Source organism: Kitasatospora sp. NPDC051702, assembly GCF_040681575.1.
Classification (GTDB): domain Bacteria; phylum Actinomycetota; class Actinomycetes; order Streptomycetales; family Streptomycetaceae; genus Kitasatospora.
This window is the reverse complement of the sequence record NZ_JBFAZB010000033.1, coordinates 85,747-104,933: the sequence shown is the minus strand read 5'-3', so window position 1 is coordinate 104,933 and position 19,187 is coordinate 85,747. Positions and strand designations below refer to the sequence as shown.

The following is a 19,187-nucleotide window of genomic DNA, read 5'->3' as shown; positions in this document are numbered from 1 at the left end:
GACGACGGCCACGCCCTCCAGGGTGGACCAGCGCGCCCGGTCCACCTGGCAGAGGGCGACCCGCAGCCCGGCCGGCCCGGGCACCGTACGATCGCGCCCATGGCCCATGATCCGCGCGACCTCGACGACGCCTTCCTCGCCTTCTGGCGGGAGCGGCACATCGCCACCCTGACCACCGTCCGCCCGGACGGCACGCCGCACGTGGTGCCGGTCGGCGTGACGTACCAGCCGGAGACCGCGACGGCCCGGGTGATCACCAGCCGCACCAGCCGCAAGGCGCGCAACGTGGCGGAGGCCGGGCCGGCCGGGCTGCGGGTCGCCCTCTGCCAGGTGGACCGGGCGCGCTGGTCCACCCTGGAGGGCGTGGCCGTCGTCCGGGACGAGCCGGAGCAGGTCGCCGAGGCCGAGCGGCGCTACGCCGAGCGCTACCGCGAGCCCCGGGTGAACCCGGACCGGGTGGTCATCGAGATCGCCGTCGACCGGGTGCTCGGCCGGGCCTGAGGGGCGGCAGCCGCGGCCCGAGCGGCGGCACCTGGTTCTGAGCCGTGGCGTCCGGCGCGGTCAACCGGCGAGCGCGCCGTCGGTCACCCGGCGAGCGCCGGGGCGAGCCGGCCGAACACCCGGGGCCAGCCCTTCTCGCCCATGCCCTGGTAGGCCTGCCGGCCGATCGGGGTCTCCAGGTCGAAGCCCGCGTTCTCCAGCAGCAGCCGGGTGCCGCCCTCCTCGGGCACCAGCCGCCAGGTGACGGTGGTGTCCAGCTCGCCCTCGGCGAAGGTGTAGCTGATCAGCCGCTCCGGCTCGACGGCGAGCACCTCGCACGGGGTGTGGCCGAACTGCCCCATGTCCAGCGTGAACCGGTGGCCCACCTCGGGCTTCACGTTCCCGGGGACCCACCAGCGGGCCAGCTGCTCCGGGACGGTGAGGGCCTCCCACACCCGCGCGGGCGGGAAGGGCAGGAACTCCTCACGGTTGATCACGGCCTTCCCGGCCGGCGCGGTCGTACCAGCCGTCGCGACCTGTTCGGTCCGCTCGGTCATCGGTTCTCCTCGTTCGGTGGTGTGCCCGGCGGACGCGCACCCGCGCCCGCCGCTCCTGCTCCGGGGCGCCGCCTCAGCGCTCCGCGTACGCCAGGTGCGGGCGTTCGGCGGTGGCGGCCCGCGGCGTGTCGTGCCGGGTGCCCGCCCGGTGCGCGGCGTCCAGGACGGCCGTGACGGAGGCGGCCACCGCCTGGGCCTGGGCGCGGATCTCGGGAATGGCCGTGCTCTCCAGCAGGCTGCCCCGGCGCAGCGCGCCGAGCGTCCACAGCGGGGCGGGGTCGGCACCGGTGGCCGGCCGCAGCCGGCCCTGCGCGGTGGTGCGGAACCCCAGCCCGACGTCGTCCGGGTCGGCCAGTCCGGCCGCCAGCAGGTCCGCCACGAGCGGATCGCCGACCCGGCGGATCTCGGCCTGCGGGCCGGTGCAGTTGACCACCGCCGCGACGTCCAACGTCCGGCCGTCCCGCAGGCGCACCCGGACGGCGTCCGCGGTGACCTCGGCGTCCGCGATCTCGCCCGGGCCCACCTCGATCCGGCCCGCGATGACGGCCTCGGCGAAGGCCCGGGCGGTGGTGACCGGGGCGCGGTGCCGGTGGACGTCCCAGAGCCGCTGGTCGGTGGCGAGGAACCGGGCCCGTTCGGCGGGCGTGAGGCCCTGCCACACGGTGGCGGTGACCGGCCGCAGGCTGTCCACGCCCACCCGCCAGTCGCCGTGCGTGCGGCGACAGGCCGAGACGTGGGCGAGCAGGGTGCGGCGGACCCTGGTCAGGCCCTGCGCCGGGTCCACGGCCGGCGGGGGGACGGCCGGCAGCGCGGAGGCGGCGTGGGCGCGCGGGAGCAGCCCGTGCCGGGACACCGCGTGGACGCGCCGCCCGGGGTGGTGCACGGCGAGCGCGACGTCGATCATCGTCAACCCGGTGCCGACGAGCAGGAGGTCGCCCTCCTCCGGCAGGGCGGCCAGCGCCCCGGGCGTCCACGGGTCGGCGACGTAGCGCGCGGAGGGGCGCAGCGCGGCGGGCACCCAGGACTGGTCCGGCGGGAAGGTTCCGAGCGCGAGCACGGCCGCGTCCGCCCGGAACGTCCCGCCGCCGTCGAGGCACAGCGACACCCCCGGGCCGACCCGGCGCGCGGCGACCACCCGGTCGCGGACCCGGGACAGCCGGGCCGGGCCGGGGCGGGCGGCGGCCGCGGTGAGCACGTCGTCCAGGTAGGCGCCGTAGAGCCCGCGCGGCACGTGGTCGCCCGGGGCGAAGGTGCCGGGGGTGCGGCGCTCCAGCCAGGCGGTGAAGTGGTCCGGCGCGTCGGCGAAGGCGCTCATCCGGCCGGCCGGGACGTTGAGCAGGTGGTGCCCCGCCGAGGTGGCGTACGCGGTGCCCCGGCCGGTGCCCGGGCACGGGTCGACGAGGTGGACGTCGAGCCCGAGGCCCTGCTCGGCCGCCCGGAGGAGGAGGTGCGCCGCGGTGAGGGTGCCGGCGGCACCGGCACCCACGACGGCGACGCGCTGGAGGTTCGTGGTCATCCGAGGGTGCTCCGTCCTTCTGGGGTGAAGCGTCGCCCTCACGATCACCGGTCCGGGTGGAGTCCGGGTCGGCGGCCGGTCGAGACGCCCTGGAGCACCGGCGCCCGGGCCGGCGGCCACCCGGCCCCCCGGCGGCCGGCCGGTCGCCACCCGGCACTGCCCGGCGGCTACCCGGCGGCGCCCGGCTGCGGGCGGACGGTGAGGCTCTGCTGCGCGCAGCCGACCGGGCCGTGGCGGTCGTGCAGGACGCTGCTGGTGAGGCCGAGACCGGTGGGGCCGAAGGAGACGGTGGTGTCCAGGCCGGTCCAGCGGCCCTCGGGGTGGCGGTGCAGGTGGACGGTCAGGTCCACGTTGGGGAACATCCAGTCGGTGTGCGGCTGGCGGGGTGCGATGCCGTTGGCGGTGTCCACCAGGGCGAGGTAGGAGGCGAGCGCGCTGCTCGGCTCGCCGGCGACCAGGGTCACCGGGCTGGAGATCCAGGCGGTGGCGCGGCCCGGCCGGTGCTCCGGCCCCCGGCGGACCTCGATGGAGGAGACGTAGCCGCCGTCCCACTCGCCGTCCATCGCCCAGGGCTCGCACTCCTCGGGCGGCGCCATCCGCTCCTGCGCGGTGGCGGCGACGGCGGCGGTGTCGGAGGCGGCGAGCAGCCAGGCGCGGGCCCGCACCACCGGGCGGTCGCCGATCACCACGACGGCCTCCAGCAGTTCGACCGTGCGGCCGGGCCGGATGCTCTCCACGCTGATCGTGCACTCGTCCAGCGGGAGCCGCCCGAGGATGTCGTAGCTGATCCGGGACAGCGTCAGACCGGTGTCCGGGCGCGCGGCGAGGTGGCGGTCGACCGCGTGGACGACGAGGCCGGCCAGCGGGCTGAAGTGCTGCTCGGCGGTGTCCCAGGCGCCGCCCGCGTGGGCGGTGGGCTTGTAGTGGTCCTCGTCGATGCGCTGGTAGTAGCTGTCGGGCGCGGTGGTGCCGGTGGTCAAGGGACGTGCTCCTCGGGCCGATCGCGGGGTGACGAACAGGGCGGGCCGGGCGGCGGCCCGGCCCGCGCTGGTGATCGTAGGGGCCCGAACCGCCCACCGGTGCCCGGCGGTGACGCATCCCACAGCCCGCCCCGCGGCCGCGCTGACGGCCCGCCCCGCGCCGACGATCCGGGGCGGGCCGCAGCGATGGGTGCCGTCCTGGTGGATCCCGGTCGTCGTGCGGGCGGGAGCGGCTGGACTGATGGGCCGTCAGATCGATGCGTCGTAGGGCCCGGTCCCCCGACGTGTCCGCCGACCCGTCCGGCTCGGTGGGAGCCCCGTCCGGCCGTAGGGACGTGTGCGTATGATCATCCGGACTCCAGTCGATCACTCGTCGAGAGGGCTGAACGGCAATGACGGACCAGCGAGTTGTCATCGTCACCGGCGGGGGGACCGGCATCGGTGCCGCAACCGCGCGGTTGCTGCGCGCGGCCGGGCATCACGTGGTCGTCTCCGGGCGCAGGCCCGAGCCGCTGCGTCGGGTCGCGGAGGAGTCCGGAGCCCTTGCGCACCCCGCCGACATCGGCGACCCCGACGCCGTTCGCGGCCTCGTGGACGCGACCGTGGCGGCCTACGGTCGGCTGGACGGGCTCGTGCTCAACGCGGGCACCGGGCGCAGCGGGGGTGTCGGCGACCTGTCGATCGAGGACTGGGAGGCCGTGATGCGGATCAACGTCACCGGCCCCTTCCTCCTTCAGCGCGCCGCGCTCCCTCACCTGCTGGAGGCCCGTGGCTCGGTGGTCGCCGTCGCCTCGGTGTCCGCGCTGCGCAACGGGGTGGGCAACGCCGCTTACGCGACGTCCAAGGCCGCCCTGCTCCAGCTCTGTCGGTCCCTGGCCGTCGACTACGGGCAGCACGGGCTGCGCGCCAACACCGTGTGTCCCAGCTGGGTGCGCACCGATATGGCCGACCGGCGGATGGCGCGCTTCGCCGACGAGGCGGGCCTGGGGGAGGGGGGCACGGAGGCGGCGTACGAGGCGGCGACCCGGCTCGTTCCCGCGCGCCGCCCCGGCGAGCCGGAGGAGGTCGCGGAGGCCATCGCCTGGCTGCTCTCGCCGGCCGCGTCCTTCGTCAACGGGGCGGTGCTCACCGTCGACGGCGGTGTGACGGCCGTCGATCCCGGGACCGTCGCGTTCGACTTCCGCGTCGAACCGCGCAGCACGCCCGCGGGCTAGGGACAAGCCCCGGTACCGACGTCGTTCAGTCGGCGGCCGTCGGGGTTCGCCCTTCAGGGCCGGCGGGGTGTCAGGGCGCGGCGACGCCCGGGGTCAGGTGCAGGCGCCCGGGCCGGGCCGGCGGGCGCCGCAGCTCCGGGGCGAGGGCGTCACGGCGCTCCAGCCAGTCGCGCAGCCGGGTGCGGGCCTGGCGGTCGCGCTCGTCCGCCGACTCGGCCGGTCCGCCCGGGCCCACCTCGCGCAGCAGGACCCGGTCCGGGCAGCCCTCCGCGGCGGGCAGGACCTCCAGGACGGAGAACCGGGAACCGGGCGGGAACACCACCTCGGGCTCGCCGTCCTCGGCCATCACCGACGTCCGGCGGCCGGTCGCCGACCACACCAGGAACTCGACCGCCGTCCCCGGCAGCACCTCCGCGGCGGGTGTCCCGACCACCGGCGCCGGCTCCACCAGCAGCGCCCCCGGGGTGTAGTGGCGCAGCACCTCGGCCCCCGCGTCGGCACCCAGCAGGACGGCCCCGCGGTGGTTCGGCAGCCGCCGCAGCCCGGACCCGAGGCAGGCCAGGTACGCCGCCAGTGCACCGCCGCCGGGCCGGCGGGCGGACGCGACCAGCTCGGCGCGGGACACCGGGACGCCCGTGTCGACGTGGTGCAGGTAGACCGCGGCGAGGTCGCTCTTCAGGTCGTCCCGGGTGTGCGAACGCAGTGCCGGCAGCCGGGTCGCGGCCTGCTCGGCCCGACTGGCGCTGCGCTGGAAGTGCTCGCCCACCAGGGCCCGGAAGGCGGCCCGTTCGGCGGCGGTGCTCGGTCGCCCGGAGACGGTGCCGCCGTCCGGTGCGAGGAGCCGGGCGGGGGAGGGAGCGGGGGCGGGGGCGACGGGAGGTTCCGCGGGCGCGGTGGGCTCCCGGGGTTCCTCGGCGGCTTCGGGCACCTGCGAGGCCTCGGGCGCCCGGGAGGCCTCGGGTTCCGCAGCGGCCCCGCTCGCCCCGGTCGGGGGCCCGGCGCTGAGAACCGCGGGCGGCGGGACGGCGGCGGCCGGCTCCCCGGCGGCACCGCGCGCGGACACGCCCTGGACCAGCAGGTCGGGTGCGGTCGCGCCCGGGGCGGTGAGGGCGGCGCGGAGGTCCTCCAGGACGCCGAGCACCTCCGGCGGCACCGGCAGCCCGTCCGCACCGGCGATCAGCAGCGGGCGGGCCCGGTCCGGCTCCCGCAGGCGGGGGCCGCGGTCCTGCGGCTCCGCCCGGGGCCGCAGCCAGAGCCCCGCGGGCACCGCCTCCAGGAGCCAGCCCGGGACGGGGGTCCGGTACAGCGCCGGTCCGCAGCTCGGCGGTCCGCCGGGGGCGGTGCGCCAGGCGGAGGCGACGACGCGGCCGCGGGCGGGGGAGGCGGTCAGTTCGGTGAGCCAGGGCTCCCAGGCGGGGGTGCCGTCGGCGGCGAGCACCCGGGAGGAGGCGCCGGCGGCCGTGCGCAGCGGCAGTCCGACGGCGGCGCGAAGGTCGCGCCCGAGTGCGGTGGCGAGGCCGTCGGCCAGGGCGGTGAGCGCGCTGACGGTGGCCCAGGGGGCGCTGAGCAGCAGCTCCGGGGGCTCGCCGCCGGGCCCGCCGGGGAGGAGGGCGCCGAGCCGGTCGGCGAGCTCCTCGGCCGGGGGGAGGGGCGTCCCGGGGTGGCCGACCACCAGGACGACGGTGCCCTCGTCGGCCCGGGCCCTGGTCAGCGGGCCGGGGGGACCGTCGGGGGCGGGGCGGGTGCGGATCCAGTAGCCGTGCGGCAGCGCCGTGACCAGCGGGTCGGCGGGGTGCGGGCCGTCCGGGGCTTCCGGAAGGTCCGGTCCGGGCATCGCGGCGGCGGGGGGTGCGGCGGCGGGCCGTGCCGGGTCGGCCGCGGGCGGCACGGGTGCCGACCGGGCGGGCGGTGCGGCGGGTTCCGGGGGCAGCGGCCAGAGCGGCCCGAGCCGTCGCAGGTGGCCGGCCGGGGTGCAGAGCCACCAGGAGGACGGCGTGTCGTCGCTGGGCCCGCTGGTGAGCAGCGTGCCGTCGGGCCGCAGGGTGACCAGGCCGTCCGGGGCGACGACCCCGAGCCCGGCGAGTTCAGCGATCCGTTCGGCGGGCCGGCGCCCGGTGTCGGGGGCGGCGGCCAGTCCGGAGGCGGCGAGGACGAGGGCGGTGGCGTCCCGGGCGGCCGCGGTGCGGGTGAGCTCGTCCAGCCGGCCGAACAGGACGGCGGGCGCGTCGGGGGCGGCGGCGAGGACGGTGACGGTCCGGGCGACGGGGCTGAGCAGCTGCAGGGCGTCGGTGAGCGCGCCCGGCAGGGCGGTCGGAGCGTCACCGTCCGCACCGCCGGGGGCGATCACGAAGTGCGGTCCGACCCGGTGGAGCGCGGCGGGCGGCGGCGCGGCGGCGGTGCGGCGGCGGGTCAGCAGGCGCCGGCCCGCCCCGGCGGTGCGGGGGGCGTCCCCTGCCGCGTGCGCTGGTGTGCTCATCGTCCCGCCTCCTCGGCGCCCGGTCGCGTCTGCCGGGCGCGTCACCCGGCTCTACGGCCGCGGCGCCGGACCGGGTTCACCGCCGAACCGGGTTCACCTCCGGACCGGGTTCACGGCGGGGCCGGGTTCACGGCGGGGCCGGGTTCACCGCCGGACCGGGTTCACCCCGTTGCCGGCCGGCGGCCGCCCGCCCCGACCTCCTCCCTGCCGCCCGCCCCGACGAGGCTCCCCTCAGGACGCCTCCTCGATGTCGCCCTCCTCGACGACCGCCGTCTGCAGCTGCACCGTGCGGCGCCGGGTGATGTACAGGCCGCGCCCGGCCGGGAGGACGCGGGGCTTGGTGTCGCCGAACAGGTAGCCCTCGCTGGGCGGGCAGGACAGCAGCACCGCCGGGGTGTTGACCTCCGCCAGCCGGCGCAGCAGCTGGTCCGAGGAGGCCCGGCCGACGCCGTTGGCGCTGCGCGCGACGATCAGGTGCAGGCCGAGTTCGGCGCCCTGGGCCAGGTAGTCGAGCAGCGGCTCGAAGGGGTGGCTGCCGTAGCCGCCGGGGGAGCCGGAGACCAGTTCGTAGTCGTCGACGACGATGAACAGTTCGGGCCCCTCCCACCAGTCGCGCAGCCGCAGCCGCGCGGGGGCGATGTCGGCGCCGGGCAGCCGGTTGGCCATGGCACGGGCGGCGCCGTCGACGATCTGGCGCAGCACGTCGACGCTGACGGCGTGTCCGAGCCGGTACTCCTGGGGCACCGCCTCCTGGAGGACGCGACGGTAGTCGATGAGCATGATCCGCGCCTCGTCGGGGCGGTAGGCCGTGGTGACGGCGTCGGCGACGAGCTTGAGCAGGTTGGTCTTGCCGGCCTCGCTGTCGCCCACCACGACCAGGTGCGGGGTCTCCTCGAAGTCGTGCCAGAGCGGGGCGAGCGTGACGTCCTGGAGCCCGAGCGGGACGCGCAGCCGGCCCTCGGGGGCGGGCAGGGCGGACGCGGGCAGCTGCAGCGGCAGCATCCGGATCTCGGGAGCGCGCGGACCGCTCCAGTGCTCGGCGACGGCGTCGACCAGGTCGGCGACGCCCTCGCCGAGGTCCTCGGCGCTGCCGCCGCCGTCCAGCCGGGGCAGGGCGGTGAGGAAGTGCATCGCGTCCGTGGTGAGGCCCCGGCCGGGGACGTTCGGGACGGTGCCGGCGGCCCGCATGTTGACGGCGGAGTCGACGGCGTCGCCGAGCCGCAGTTCGAAGCGGGTCCCGAGGAGGTCGCGCAGGGCGCCGCTGACCTCGCCCCAGCGGGTGGTGCCGACGATCAGGTGGATGCCGTAGTTGAGGCCGCGCTGGGCGATCAGGGTGAGGGCGGGGGCGAGGTCGGTGAACTCCTGGCGGACGGTGTTCCAGCCGTCGATGACGAGGAAGACGTCGCCGTGCGGCTCGTCCGGCAGCTCGCCGGCCGCGAGTCGGCGGCGGAAGGCGGCGACGGAGTCGATCCCGAGCTCGGCGAAGCGCTGCTCGCGCCGGACGAGGATGCCGTTGACCTCGGCGACGGTGCGCAGCACCCGCTCCGGGTCGTGCCGACCGGTGATCCCGCCGACGTGCGGCAGCCCGCGCAGCGAGGAGAGCGTGCCGCCGCCGAAGTCCAGGCAGTAGAACTGCACCTGACGCGGGGTGTGGGTGAGTGCCAGCCCGGTGATCAGGGTGCGCAGCAGGGTGCTCTTGCCGCTCTGCGGGCCGCCGGCGACGCCGACGTGGCCGCCCGCCCCGGACAGGTCGGCGGTGAGCAGGTCGCGGACCTGTTGGAAGGGGCGGTCGATGACGCCGACGGGCACCGTCAGGGTGCCGCGGCCGGACCCGGTCTCGGTGGTGAGGCCGCGCTCGGGGTGCGGGGCGAGCGGCGGCAGCAGCTGGTCGAGGGTGGGCGGGACGCCCAGCGGCGGCAGCCACACCTGGTAGGCGGGCGGGCCCGCGTCGGTGAGCCGTTCCGCGGCGAGGTCGAGCAGGGTGCGGGTCTGCTCCGGGGTCTCCTCCGGCTCCGTGGCGACCGGCGGTGCGACGGGCTGACGCGGCGCCACGTAGCCGGTGCCGTAGTGGGCGACCTGGCCCGCCGCGGCCTCCTGACGGGCGGCTGCGGGGCGCCGGGCCCGGTAGGGGCCGGAGACGTAGGCGGCCTTGAACCGGGTGAGGGTGGCGATGTCGCTGCGCAGGAAGCCGTTGCCGGGCTGCGGGGGCAGCTGGTAGGCGTCGGGGACGCCGAGCACGCCGCGGCTCTCCATGGCGGAGAAGGTGCGCAGGCCGATCCGGTAGGAGAGGTGGGACTCGAGGGCGTGCATGCGGCCCTCGTCGAGGCGCTGGGAGGCGAGCAGCAGGTGGACGCCCAGGGAGCGGCCGAGGCGGCCGATCATGATGAAGAGGTCCATGAAGTCGCGGTGGGCGGCGAGCAGTTCGGAGAACTCGTCGACCACCACGAAGAGGGTCGGCAACGGGTCCAGCGGGGTGCCGGCGGCGCGGGCGGTCTCGTAGTCCAGCAGCGAGGTGTAGTTGCCCGCCGAGCGGAGCAGCTCCTGACGGCGGACGAGTTCGCCGTGCAGCGCGTCGCGCATGCGGTCGACCAGGGCGGCCTCGTCGGCCAGGTTGGTGATCACCGCCGAGGTGTGCGGCAGGCGGTCCAGGCCGAGGAAGGTCGCCCCGCCCTTGAAGTCGACGAGCACGAAGTTGAGGGTCTCCGAGGAGTGCGTCAGGGCGAGCGCCAGCACCAGGGTGCGCAGGAGTTCGGACTTGCCGGAGCCGGTGGCGCCGATCAGCATGCCGTGCGGGCCCATGCCGCCCTGCGCGGACTCCTTGATGTCGAGTTCGACCGGCGTGCCGTCGCCGGCGATGCCGAGCGGCACCCGCAGCCGCTCGCGCGGGGCCCGCCCGGCCCACCCCTGGCCGACGTCGTGCCGCTGCAGGTCGCGGATGCCGAGCAGGGCGGCGAGGTCGAAGTCGGTGGCCAGCGGCTCCCCGGCGTCCGCCGTGTCGCCGATCCGGTAGGGGGCGAGCAGGGTGGCCAGCCGGCGGGCCGCCGGCAGCGAGAGGGCGTCGGGCCGGCCGAGGTCGGTCACCTCGTCGCGGTGGTTGCGGTCGGCCCCGACCATGGCCAGCCGGCCGTCCTCGATCCGCAGCCGCAGCCGGTGCCGCAGCGGCTTCCACTCCAGGGTGTCGCCGAGGTCCAGCAGCACGGCGTTGCGCCAGCCGGCCAGTGCGGCGCGGCCGGCGGGCGGCGCCTGCGGGCCGTCGAGCACGATCACGGTGAACGGCTCGTCCCGGCCGGGCTGGGCCTCCGGCTCGTACGGCGGGCGGCCGGCGAACTCGTCGCCGAGCAGCTGCTCGATCTCCACCAGCGACCCCGCCACCAGCCGCACGGGCCCCACCCCGTCGACCTCCTCGGGGTGCAGGGCGTGCGGCAGCCACTTGGTCCACTCCCACTCCTGCTGCCGCGCGGGCTCCGTCACCACGGCGATCCGCAGCTCGTCGGGGGCGTGGAAGAGCGCCAGCTGCGCCAGCATCGCGCGGGCCAGCGCCCGGTTGGCGGCGTCGTCCCCGCCGCGCAGCAGGACCTGGGCGTAGCCGCGCAGGTAGACGGCGATCGGCTGGTCGGCGACGGTGCCGTACGCGTGGATGAGACGGCGCAGCGCGTGTGCGCACAGCGGCTCGAGGTCCTCCACCGGCTTGGTGGACAGCGGGGCCAGCCGCACCGCGAGCCGCTGGTGCCCGGTGCCGATCCGCACGTCGCCGAAGTCGGGGTGGGCGCTGCGCCGCTCCCACAGCCGGGAGGTGCGCACCAGCGAGCCGAGTGCGGCGGGCGCAGGGTGGCGCCAGGCCAGCGCCGCCTGCTGACGGGCGATCCGGTCGCGCACCTGGCGGCGGACCTGGGAGAGGTAGCGCAGGTAGTCGCGGCGTTCCGCGCGCAGTTCCCGCTTGCGGTCACTGGCTCCGCGGATCAGCTGGGTCACCAGCATGCCGACGGCGGACAGCGCCATCATGCCCATCGCGACGTAGGTCATGACGCCGCCGCCGTCGCCGGGGCGCAGGAAGACGAAGACCATCGACAGCGAGCTGAGCGCCATCGGAGCCATCATGATCATGTTGGACATGCCGCTCTGCGACTCCGGCAGGACCGGCGGCTCCTGCAACTGGATCTCGCCGTCGGGCATCGCCGGGCCGGGGCGCCGCGGCGGACGGTTGACCAGCACCACACTCAACGAAGGGCTCCTCGGCTCGGAACGGCTCGGGACGGCTCGGAACGGCTCGGGACCGGCCGCCCGGACCGCCGGCCGCGACGGACGCGCACCGTCCACCCGGGACGACGGACCGGGCGCCGGGCCGGGTTCAGCGCGAACCGGTTCCACCCGCGGTGAACCCGGCGCGCTCCGCCGCCCGTGGCTCCAGGTGAGGTGACGCCCGGGCCCGCCCCTCCCCCAGACGGGCCCGGGCGGCCACCTCGCCACACCGGATCTGGGCGTGTCGTGAGGGAGAGCAGTGAACGGGAGCGCGAACGGGACCGCCGTCGCCGGACTGTGCCGACTGAGGTTCCGCACCCCCGCGGCGGTGCTCGAACTCGCCGTCCCCGCCGACGTCCCGCTGGCCGACCTGCTGCCGGCCGTCCTCGCCCACGCCGGCCCCGAGCTGGAGGAACAGGGCGTCGAGCACGACGGCTGGATCCTGCAGCGCCTCGGCGGCCCGCCGCTGGACGAGGAGCTGGGCGCCGACGCCCTCGACCTGCACGACGGCGACGAACTCCACCTGCGCCCGCGCCGCGACGCGCTGCCCGAGGTCCACTACGACGACCTGCCCGACGCCGTCGCCACCGGCATGCGGGCCCGCTCCGACACCTGGCGCCCGGCGCTGACCCACCACCTCGCGCTCGGACTGGCCGTGACCGCCCTGGCCGGCGGCCTCGCCGTCCTGCTGCTCCCCGGCCCCGCGCAGCCGCGGGTGCTGGCCGCGGCCGCCACCGGCCTGCTCCTGCTGCTGGGCGCCCTGAGCGCCTCCCGGGCCGTCGGCGACGCGGGCGCCGGCACCGCGCTCGGCGCCGCCGCCGTGCCCTACCTGGCCCTGGCCGGGGCCCTGCTGCCGACCGGCGGCGGGCCCGGCGCGACCGGCGCCCGGTTCCTGGCCGGCGGCTGCGCGGCCGCCGGGGCCGCGGTGCTGGCCCTGGCCGCGGTCGGCTGTGCGGCGCCGCTGTTCCTCGGCGCGGTGCTGACCGCGCTGTACGGCGTGCTGGCGGGCGCCCTGCTGCTGGGCGGTCAGGACGGCGGGCAGACGGCGGCGGTGCTGGCCGTGCTCGCGGTGATCGTCGGGGCCTTCGTGCCGGGGATCTGCTTCCGGCTGTCGGGGCTGCGGCTGCCCGCGCTGCCGCGCAACGCCGAGGAACTGCAGGAGGGCATCGCGGCCGTGCCGAGCGCCACCGTCCGCAGCCGCAGCGCCGTCGCCGACGGCTACCTGACCGCCTTCCACCTGGCGCTCGGCGCCGTCCTGACCGGCTGCGTGACACTGGTCGCCGACGAGCCGGGCTGGGCCGGCACGGCCCTCACCGCCACGCTGTCCGTCCTGCTGCTGCTGCACGCCCGCGCCATCGGCAGCATCCCGCAGCGGCTGTCCGTCCTGCTGCCCGGCGTCTACGGCCCGGCGCTGCTGCTCGGCCACCGGGTGGTCGGCGAACCCACCGGCGGCCGGCTGTCGGTGCTGGTCCTGCTGCTCGTGGTGGCGGCCGCGCTGGCCGTCACCGCCTGGACGATCCCCGGGCGCCGGCTGCTGCCGTACTGGGGCCGGGCCGCCGACCTGCTGCACACCGCGGCGGCGGTCGCGGTGATCCCGCTGGCGCTGGCGGTGGCCGGCGTCTACCACGCGCTGCGCGGCCTGGCCGGCTGAGCCGGAACCGGCACGCACCCCCCGTCCCCGGCCCGGCAGGTGCCGGGAACACGCCCTAGGAGACCCCGAGATGCAGTCGAAGCGCGACCAGGTGCAGGCCCACCTGTTCGTGATGGGCAGGCTCGCCACCGGCATGCTGCGCGGCGAACCCGACGCGGCCGACACCCCCGCCGGGCGCACCTCCCGCGGCACCGTCGCCGGACTGGTCGTCGCCGTGCTGGTCTGCCTGGGCGTCGCCGTGTACGGCGTGATGGTCCCCGGCGGGGCCACCGGCTGGCGCAAGCCCGGCACCCTGGTGGTGGTCAAGGAGAGCGGCGCCCGCTACCTCTACCTGGACGGCGCCCTGCACCCCGTGCTGAACGAGGCCAGCGCCCGGCTCCTGACCGGCGAGCAGCTGGTCGTCGACCAGGTCGGGGTGCGCTCGCTGGCCGACACCCCGCGCGGCGCCCCGATCGGCATCCTCGGCGCCCCCGACGGCCTGCCCGAGCCCGGCCGGCTCGCCGACGCGCCCTGGCTGGCCTGCGCCGTCAGCCGGCCCGGGCCCGCCGGCGGCCGGCTCCCCGAACTGGACCTGGCCGTCGGCGCCGCCGCCCGGGGCGCCGGGCTGACGGACGGCCAGGCCGCCCTGGTCGCCGCCCCCGACGGCACCGAGTACCTGCTCTGGCACGGCCGCCGGCTGCGCCTGGACGGCGCCGGCGGCGCCCGGCGCGCCCTCGGCCAGCCCGCCGTCACCGCCTTTCCCGTGACCTCGGCCTTCCTCAACGCGCTGGCCGCCGGTCCCGACCTGGCCTTCCCCGACGTCGAGGGCCGCGGCACCGTCGGACCGCAGCTGGCCGGGCAGCCCACCCGGATCGGCCAGCTCTTCACCGGCCCCGGCGGCGACCCCTACCTGCTGACCGCCGCCGGCCTCGCCCCGCTCGACCGGATGGCCTTCGAACTGCTCGCCAACGACCCCCGCACCCAGCACACCGCCTACCAGGACGGCGCCGTCACCCCGGTCGCCCTCGGCCCGGCCGACCTCGCCGCGCACACCGCGCCGGCGCGCCCGGCCGGGCGGTCCGGCACCCCCGGACTGCCCTCCGCGCCGCCCGAGTTGGTGACGGTCCCCCCGGGCCGGGGCGTCTGCGCCGAGCTGCACCTCACCGGGCAGGCGCCGACCACCTCCGTCACCCTGCTCGACGCCGGCGCCGTCACCGGTGCGCCGCCGGCCGCCCAGCCCGGGGTGGCCCCCGCCTGCGCGGGCGCCGACCGGATCGCCGTCCGGCCGGGCGGCGGCGCCCTCGTCCGGGCGCTGTCCAGCGCGGGCCTCGGCAGCACCCTCTACCTGGTCACCGACGCCGGGGTGAAGTACCCGCTCGCGTCGGCGGCCGCCGTCAAGCAGCTCGGCTACGACGGCACCGCGCCGTCCGCCCTGCCGGAGAGCCTGCTGGCCCTGCTCCCGACCGGCCCCGGCCTCGACCCGGCCGCGCTGGCCGGCCCCGCGGAGCCGGCCCCGGCGGCCACCGCCGCCCGCCCGTCCGATCCGCTCTGTCCGCGCTGAACCACCGCGTTCCGCACCGCCGTTGAACCGGATGTACCGGGCTCCACCGGCAGCCCGCACCGACGAAGGGAAACCCGTGACCGCCTTCTTGCAGGTCCAGGACGCGGCCGTCAGGAGCGTCCTGACCACCCTCGACACCCACATCCAGGCCATGTTCCAAGCCGGGATGAAGGTCGAGGACGTCAACCTCGAGGTCCACCGCCACTTCCAGGCCGCGTGCAGCACGGCCTACCAGAACAAGATCCACGAGTGGCAGGACCAGTACCGGCAGCTCAAGACCGCCTACCAGACCTTCCAGGACCACTTCTCCAGCGGGCACCAGCAGATCCGCAACGCCCACACCGAGGCGCTCGGCGCCAGCACCAAGTGGAGCGGCAGCAACCTCTCCCTCGAGGTCGAGCACGGCCTCAACCCCCGCTGACCCCCTCTCACCAGACCGACGTACCACCGAAAGGACGGCCATGGCCGACACCCCGCGGGACCAACCGAGCGACATCGCGCTCCACCACGCCAACATCGACGAGGCGGCGGACGCCCTGCAGCAGGCCAGTGACGGCATGCACGCGGCGATGAAGGACTGCATGACGGCGATCAGGACCGCCCAGGCGCAGCTCAGCGGTGACCTCGCCACCGCGGCCGACACCTTCTACAACTCCCTGTCCGACCGGGACCAAGACATGGTGAACGAGATCAAGGACGGCGTCGGCACGCTGCGCCTCATGCACGGCCTGCTGCGCGACGCGGACCGTCGCGCCGGCCAGGGCGTCGGCTGATGACCGCGGCGCACCGGGTCCGCGGGACGGGCGGGCGCGATGGGTAGCCCGACCCCGCCCCCGGACCCCCAGGTCACGACCCTCAGCGTCGACCACGACGACCTGGTCAACTTCGCGGACACCGTCCTCCCGGCCTACGTGCGCAAGCTGGAGGGCGACCCGGGCTTCACCGCGATGCTGGGGTTCAGCGGCAAGGGCGGTGAGAGCGGGACCAACCACTTCACCGAGCTGCTCGCGGGCAACTTCGAGAACGGCACCCACCTGCACGACCTGTTCGCGAACAGCCTGGCCGGCCCCGTGGTGGAGGACTTCAAGAAGTTCCACGCCCAGCTGGAGAAGTCCCGGCTCGACATCAAGGACTTCCTCCGGCAGATGGACGACGCCCACGAACACGCCCTGACGGCGGCCCAGATGATGCAGATCCTGCAGGACGTCATCGGCGCCGGCGGGGGCGGCGGGGGCGGTGCGGGCGGCGGGAAGTAGCAGCCCGCCCCCGACCGCCCCGGCCCGCCCCGTCCGTCGCCGGCCCCCGTCCGTGACCGGTCCCGTCCCGTCCCCGCCCGTTCACCCCTCCGGAGACCCTCGTGCCCCTGCTCTGGGAAGACATCCTCACCGCGTTCAACCCCAGGAAGTCGGGGGTGCCGGTCGAGATCGTCCGACGGGCCGACGTCGCGGGGCCGAAGGCGGCCCCCTGGCTGACCGGGAACTTCGAGGTCCTCGACGGGTACTTCTCGGCCGACCAGAAGGCGTGGGACGGGTCGGGGACGGGCGTGCCGGACGTCTGGTGGGCGATGAACTTCTACGACGGCGCGCAGAAGAAGGAGCGCCACTTCCGGGTCTCCATCCACATCGACTACTCGAAGTGGGGGAACGACCCCACCGGCCCGCTGTCGAAGTTCAACCACCAGGCGGAGCTGATCCTCGGGCCGATCCGTCCGGACGTGAAGGTGAAGGTCCCGGCGGGCTCCACCGAGAAGCTCGCCATCAGCACCAGGGGCAACGACACGATCCACCCGCAGAGCCTGCTCGCCGCGGCCACGGCCATCGACGACAGCGTCAAGTGGCTGACGATGCAGGCGAAGGCGGCCCGCGAGTGGGCCTCGAAGATCAATTCCTCGGGTGACACCTGGGAGGGCGACGCGGCGGGCGAGTTCAAGATCCTCCTGCAGCGCTTCGCCGGTGAACTCGACGACCTGCAGAACCAGTTGGTCGGGGCCAACTACAAGCCGATGCTGGAGACCGCCGCGCAGCAGATCGGCGTCACGATCGAGGAGCTCTGGACCGCCCAACAGGCCTGGTACGCGACCGGCTTCCCCTACCAGTGCATCCTGGAGGAGCTGGTGAAGGTGATGCACGCCCACGCCCCGGACTGGACCGGGGAGACCACCGGCTGGAAGTTCGACACCCCCTTCGGGGACCCGCACAACGCCGAGTTCTACACGGCGCTCGACGCCGCCGCCAAGACGAACTGGCTGGCCAAGGTCCAGACCGGTCTGGACGGGCCCGGCAACACCGCGATGACGGCGCTGGACACCGCCTACCAGCCGCTGATCAACAAACTGTTCTTCGGGCTCCTGCCCGTCGGCATCACCCTCCCCCCGAAGGACGCGCCGGACCCGGGCACCGGCACCGGAGGCGGCCCGCCGCCCCCCGGCGGCGGCGACGGGAGCGAGACCAAGCTCGGCGGCGACGGCAGCGGGGGCGCCGGCGACAAGAGCGACCTCGGCGGCGGCACCGGCCTAGGCGGCGACCACCAGAACACCGGCGGCGGGGGAGGCGGCACCGGGCACGTGCCCCCGCCGGTCATCGGCGGGATCGGCACCGGGGGGAGCGGCGGCACCGGGGGGACGGGCGGCGGCACCGGCGCCGGCACCCCGATCCTCGACAAGGACGGCAAGCCGCTGCTGGACAAGGACCGCAAGCCGGTCCTCCTCCCGCCCGGCGGCTACATCGGCGACGGCGGCAAGGTCTACGACGCCAACGGCAAGGAGGTGCTCGGCAAGGACGGCAAGCCTGTCGTCGTCCCCCCGGGAGCCTACGTGCCGGCGGGCAGCGGCGGCGGTGTCTACGGGCCCAACGCCAAGGTGCCCAAGGGGTCCACCGTCAAGGAGGACGGCTCGGTGGTCGACGCCGACGGCAAGCCCGTCCTCGACGCCAACGGCAACCCGGTCGTCGTGGAGAAGGGCTCCAGCGTCGCCGCGGACGGCACCCTGCTGGACCCCCAGAAGAAGCCGATCTCCGACTACCTCCAGCGCGTCCGCGACCAGCAGCAGGCCCTGGCCTCGTCGGGCGGCGGCACCGGCAGCGGCGGCCTCGGGAACTGGACCGGCGGAGCGGGCAGCGGCGGCCCGGGGAACTGGACCGGCGGCAACGGCAGCGGGGGCCTCGACGGCGGCTCGCGCTGGTCGGGCTCCGACCCGGCCTCCTGGACCCTCGACCCGGGCACCGTCGACGGCACCTCAGGCACCGGCTCGCTCGGCCTCTACCCCGGGCTGTTCGGCTCCGGCGGCACCCAGGAGGGCATCGGCGGAGCCGGCGCGAACGGCTCCCGGATCGTCGGCACCGCCAGCGGGCTCGGCCCCCGGGCGCTGGAGAACGGCGGCCCGGTGCCCACCGTCGGCAAGGGCGCCATGGCCGGTTCCGCGGCCGCGGCGGAGAAGGCCGCGGCGAGTCAGAAGGCCGCCGCCGAGCTCGCCGCGGAGGAGGCCGCCGCGCTGCGGGGCCGCACGGTGAACACCAGCGGCGCCGGCGGGATGCCCATGGTCCCGCCGATGGCCGGCGGCATGGGCGGGACGGGCCAGGGCGAGAAGGGCCGCCAGCGGACCACCTGGCTGGCCGAGGACGAAGAGGTCTGGGGCACCGACACCGGTGCGGTCAGCGGCGTGATCGGCCGCTGAGACCCGGCCGGCGATTCGAGAGTGGAGAGGGAGACACGGAGATGACGTTCTCGATCGAGCAGCACCTCGCGCAGGCGATGGCTGCCCTGGAGGAACAGCAGGCCAGGATGGCCGAGACGGCGCGCGAGCTGCAGGCCGCGACCGCCTCGGCGACGTCCAAGGACCGGATGGTCACCGCGCAGGTCGGCTCGCAGGGCGAGGTGCTCGCGCTCACCTTCCACACCACCGCGTACCAGGAGATGGCCCCCGCCCAGCTCGCCGCCGTCCTCAAGGACGTGCTGAACGAGGCCAAGGCGCGGATGGGCGAACAGATCACCCGGTCCATGCGGGCCTTCGACGGGGTCGGTGAATCGCTGCGGCTGGCCGTCGCCGGCGAGGGGGAGGACGAACTCCTCTCGGTGGTGAGTGGCCTCGACCTGGACGCACTGCTGGCGCCGCTCACCGCCATGCGGCCGGGCGCCGACGCGGCCCGGCCCTCCCACCGGCAGGAGGAGTTCAATGGCTAAGCGGCTGATGAAGCTCGAGGACCTCAAGTCCGCGTTCGGCAAGTTCGACGAGATGTCGGAGCTGGTCGAGAAGGTCAAGGTCGAGATCGTCGAGGTCGGAGCGAAGAACCGCACGGCCGCCGGATCCGACCAGATCGGCAAGCAGTACCACGAGAAGGTCGACGAGCCGACGGAGAACCTGACCAACCTGGTCGACGGCATCCGTAACAAGCTGCTGAGCATCTCCCGGCACGGCCAGGACACCGCCGACCTGTTCGATGCGACCGACCAGCACGCCACCGACCTCGTGAAGTGAGCCTCCCCCGGCGCCACTGAGGCGTGTCCGGCAGGCGCCCTCCCCACCCCGCACCAGCAGCTC

Annotated in this window: 15 protein-coding genes; 10 read left to right on the top strand and 5 right to left on the bottom strand. The window is 76.1% G+C overall.

Features of this window, described 5'->3' with window-relative positions:
• The first annotated feature begins 99 nt into the window (after window positions 1–99).
• Window positions 100–501: a TIGR03618 family F420-dependent PPOX class oxidoreductase gene (locus AB0N04_RS25425; protein ID WP_360216841.1), complete on the top strand. Its 402-nt coding sequence runs from the start codon at window positions 100–102 to the stop codon at window positions 499–501.
• 83 nt (window positions 502–584) lie between these two features.
• On the opposite strand, the gene AB0N04_RS25420 is transcribed toward AB0N04_RS25425, so the two are convergent.
• From AB0N04_RS25420 to AB0N04_RS25410, 3 genes are all read right to left on the bottom strand, one after another.
• The gene (locus AB0N04_RS25420; RefSeq protein WP_360216844.1) at window positions 585–1,037 is read right to left on the bottom strand and encodes an SRPBCC domain-containing protein; all 453 of its coding nucleotides are present in this window, start codon (window positions 1,035–1,037) and stop codon (window positions 585–587) included.
• A 73-nt stretch (window positions 1,038–1,110) separates the two neighbouring features.
• Window positions 1,111–2,553, bottom strand: a complete 1,443-nt coding sequence (locus tag AB0N04_RS25415; RefSeq protein ID WP_360216847.1) for an FAD/NAD(P)-binding protein — start codon at window positions 2,551–2,553, stop codon at window positions 1,111–1,113.
• Between the two features lie 167 nt (window positions 2,554–2,720).
• The gene (locus AB0N04_RS25410; RefSeq protein ID WP_360216850.1) at window positions 2,721–3,533 is read right to left on the bottom strand and encodes a thioesterase family protein; all 813 of its coding nucleotides are present in this window, start codon (window positions 3,531–3,533) and stop codon (window positions 2,721–2,723) included.
• Window positions 3,534–3,925: 392 nt separating this feature from the next.
• Between AB0N04_RS25410 and AB0N04_RS25405 the strand changes: the two genes are divergently transcribed.
• A complete protein-coding gene (locus AB0N04_RS25405; RefSeq protein WP_360216853.1) occupies window positions 3,926–4,747 on the top strand; it encodes an SDR family oxidoreductase in 822 nt (273 codons plus the stop codon).
• Between the two features lie 70 nt (window positions 4,748–4,817).
• Here the strand turns inward: AB0N04_RS25405 and AB0N04_RS25400 are convergent, their stop codons facing one another.
• Together AB0N04_RS25400 and eccCa are read right to left on the bottom strand one after the other, a co-directional pair.
• Window positions 4,818–7,223 (bottom strand): hypothetical protein, encoded by a 2,406-nt coding sequence (locus tag AB0N04_RS25400; protein WP_360216856.1) that lies wholly within the window; start codon window positions 7,221–7,223, stop codon window positions 4,818–4,820.
• A gap of 231 nt (window positions 7,224–7,454) precedes the next feature.
• Window positions 7,455–11,444, bottom strand: a complete 3,990-nt coding sequence (gene eccCa / locus AB0N04_RS25395; protein WP_360216859.1) for a type VII secretion protein EccCa — start codon at window positions 11,442–11,444, stop codon at window positions 7,455–7,457.
• A 277-nt stretch (window positions 11,445–11,721) separates the two neighbouring features.
• Between eccCa and eccD the strand changes: the two genes are divergently transcribed.
• From eccD to AB0N04_RS25355, 8 genes are all read left to right on the top strand, one after another.
• Window positions 11,722–13,113: a type VII secretion integral membrane protein EccD gene (gene eccD / locus AB0N04_RS25390; RefSeq protein WP_360216862.1), complete on the top strand. Its 1,392-nt coding sequence runs from the start codon at window positions 11,722–11,724 to the stop codon at window positions 13,111–13,113.
• A 70-nt stretch (window positions 13,114–13,183) separates the two neighbouring features.
• Window positions 13,184–14,653: a type VII secretion protein EccB gene (eccB, locus tag AB0N04_RS25385; protein WP_360216865.1), complete on the top strand. Its 1,470-nt coding sequence runs from the start codon at window positions 13,184–13,186 to the stop codon at window positions 14,651–14,653.
• 76 nt (window positions 14,654–14,729) lie between these two features.
• Window positions 14,730–15,074 carry a hypothetical protein gene (locus AB0N04_RS25380; protein ID WP_360216867.1) on the top strand — a complete coding sequence of 115 codons (345 nt, stop codon included), beginning with the start codon at window positions 14,730–14,732 and terminating at the stop codon, window positions 15,072–15,074.
• Between the two features lie 40 nt (window positions 15,075–15,114).
• Complete coding sequence (locus AB0N04_RS25375; protein WP_360216870.1) at window positions 15,115–15,426, top strand: hypothetical protein; 312 nt, start codon at window positions 15,115–15,117, stop codon at window positions 15,424–15,426.
• A gap of 39 nt (window positions 15,427–15,465) precedes the next feature.
• Window positions 15,466–15,909: a hypothetical protein gene (locus AB0N04_RS25370; protein ID WP_360216873.1), complete on the top strand. Its 444-nt coding sequence runs from the start codon at window positions 15,466–15,468 to the stop codon at window positions 15,907–15,909.
• A gap of 101 nt (window positions 15,910–16,010) precedes the next feature.
• Window positions 16,011–18,323 carry a hypothetical protein gene (locus AB0N04_RS25365; RefSeq protein ID WP_360216875.1) on the top strand — a complete coding sequence of 771 codons (2,313 nt, stop codon included), beginning with the start codon at window positions 16,011–16,013 and terminating at the stop codon, window positions 18,321–18,323.
• A 41-nt stretch (window positions 18,324–18,364) separates the two neighbouring features.
• The gene (locus tag AB0N04_RS25360) at window positions 18,365–18,829 is read left to right on the top strand and encodes a YbaB/EbfC family nucleoid-associated protein (protein WP_360216878.1); all 465 of its coding nucleotides are present in this window, start codon (window positions 18,365–18,367) and stop codon (window positions 18,827–18,829) included.
• Complete coding sequence (locus AB0N04_RS25355; RefSeq protein WP_360216881.1) at window positions 18,822–19,124, top strand: hypothetical protein; 303 nt, start codon at window positions 18,822–18,824, stop codon at window positions 19,122–19,124. The genes AB0N04_RS25360 and AB0N04_RS25355 overlap by 8 nt, the downstream gene beginning before the upstream one ends.
• Window positions 19,125–19,187: the final 63 nt, after the last annotated feature.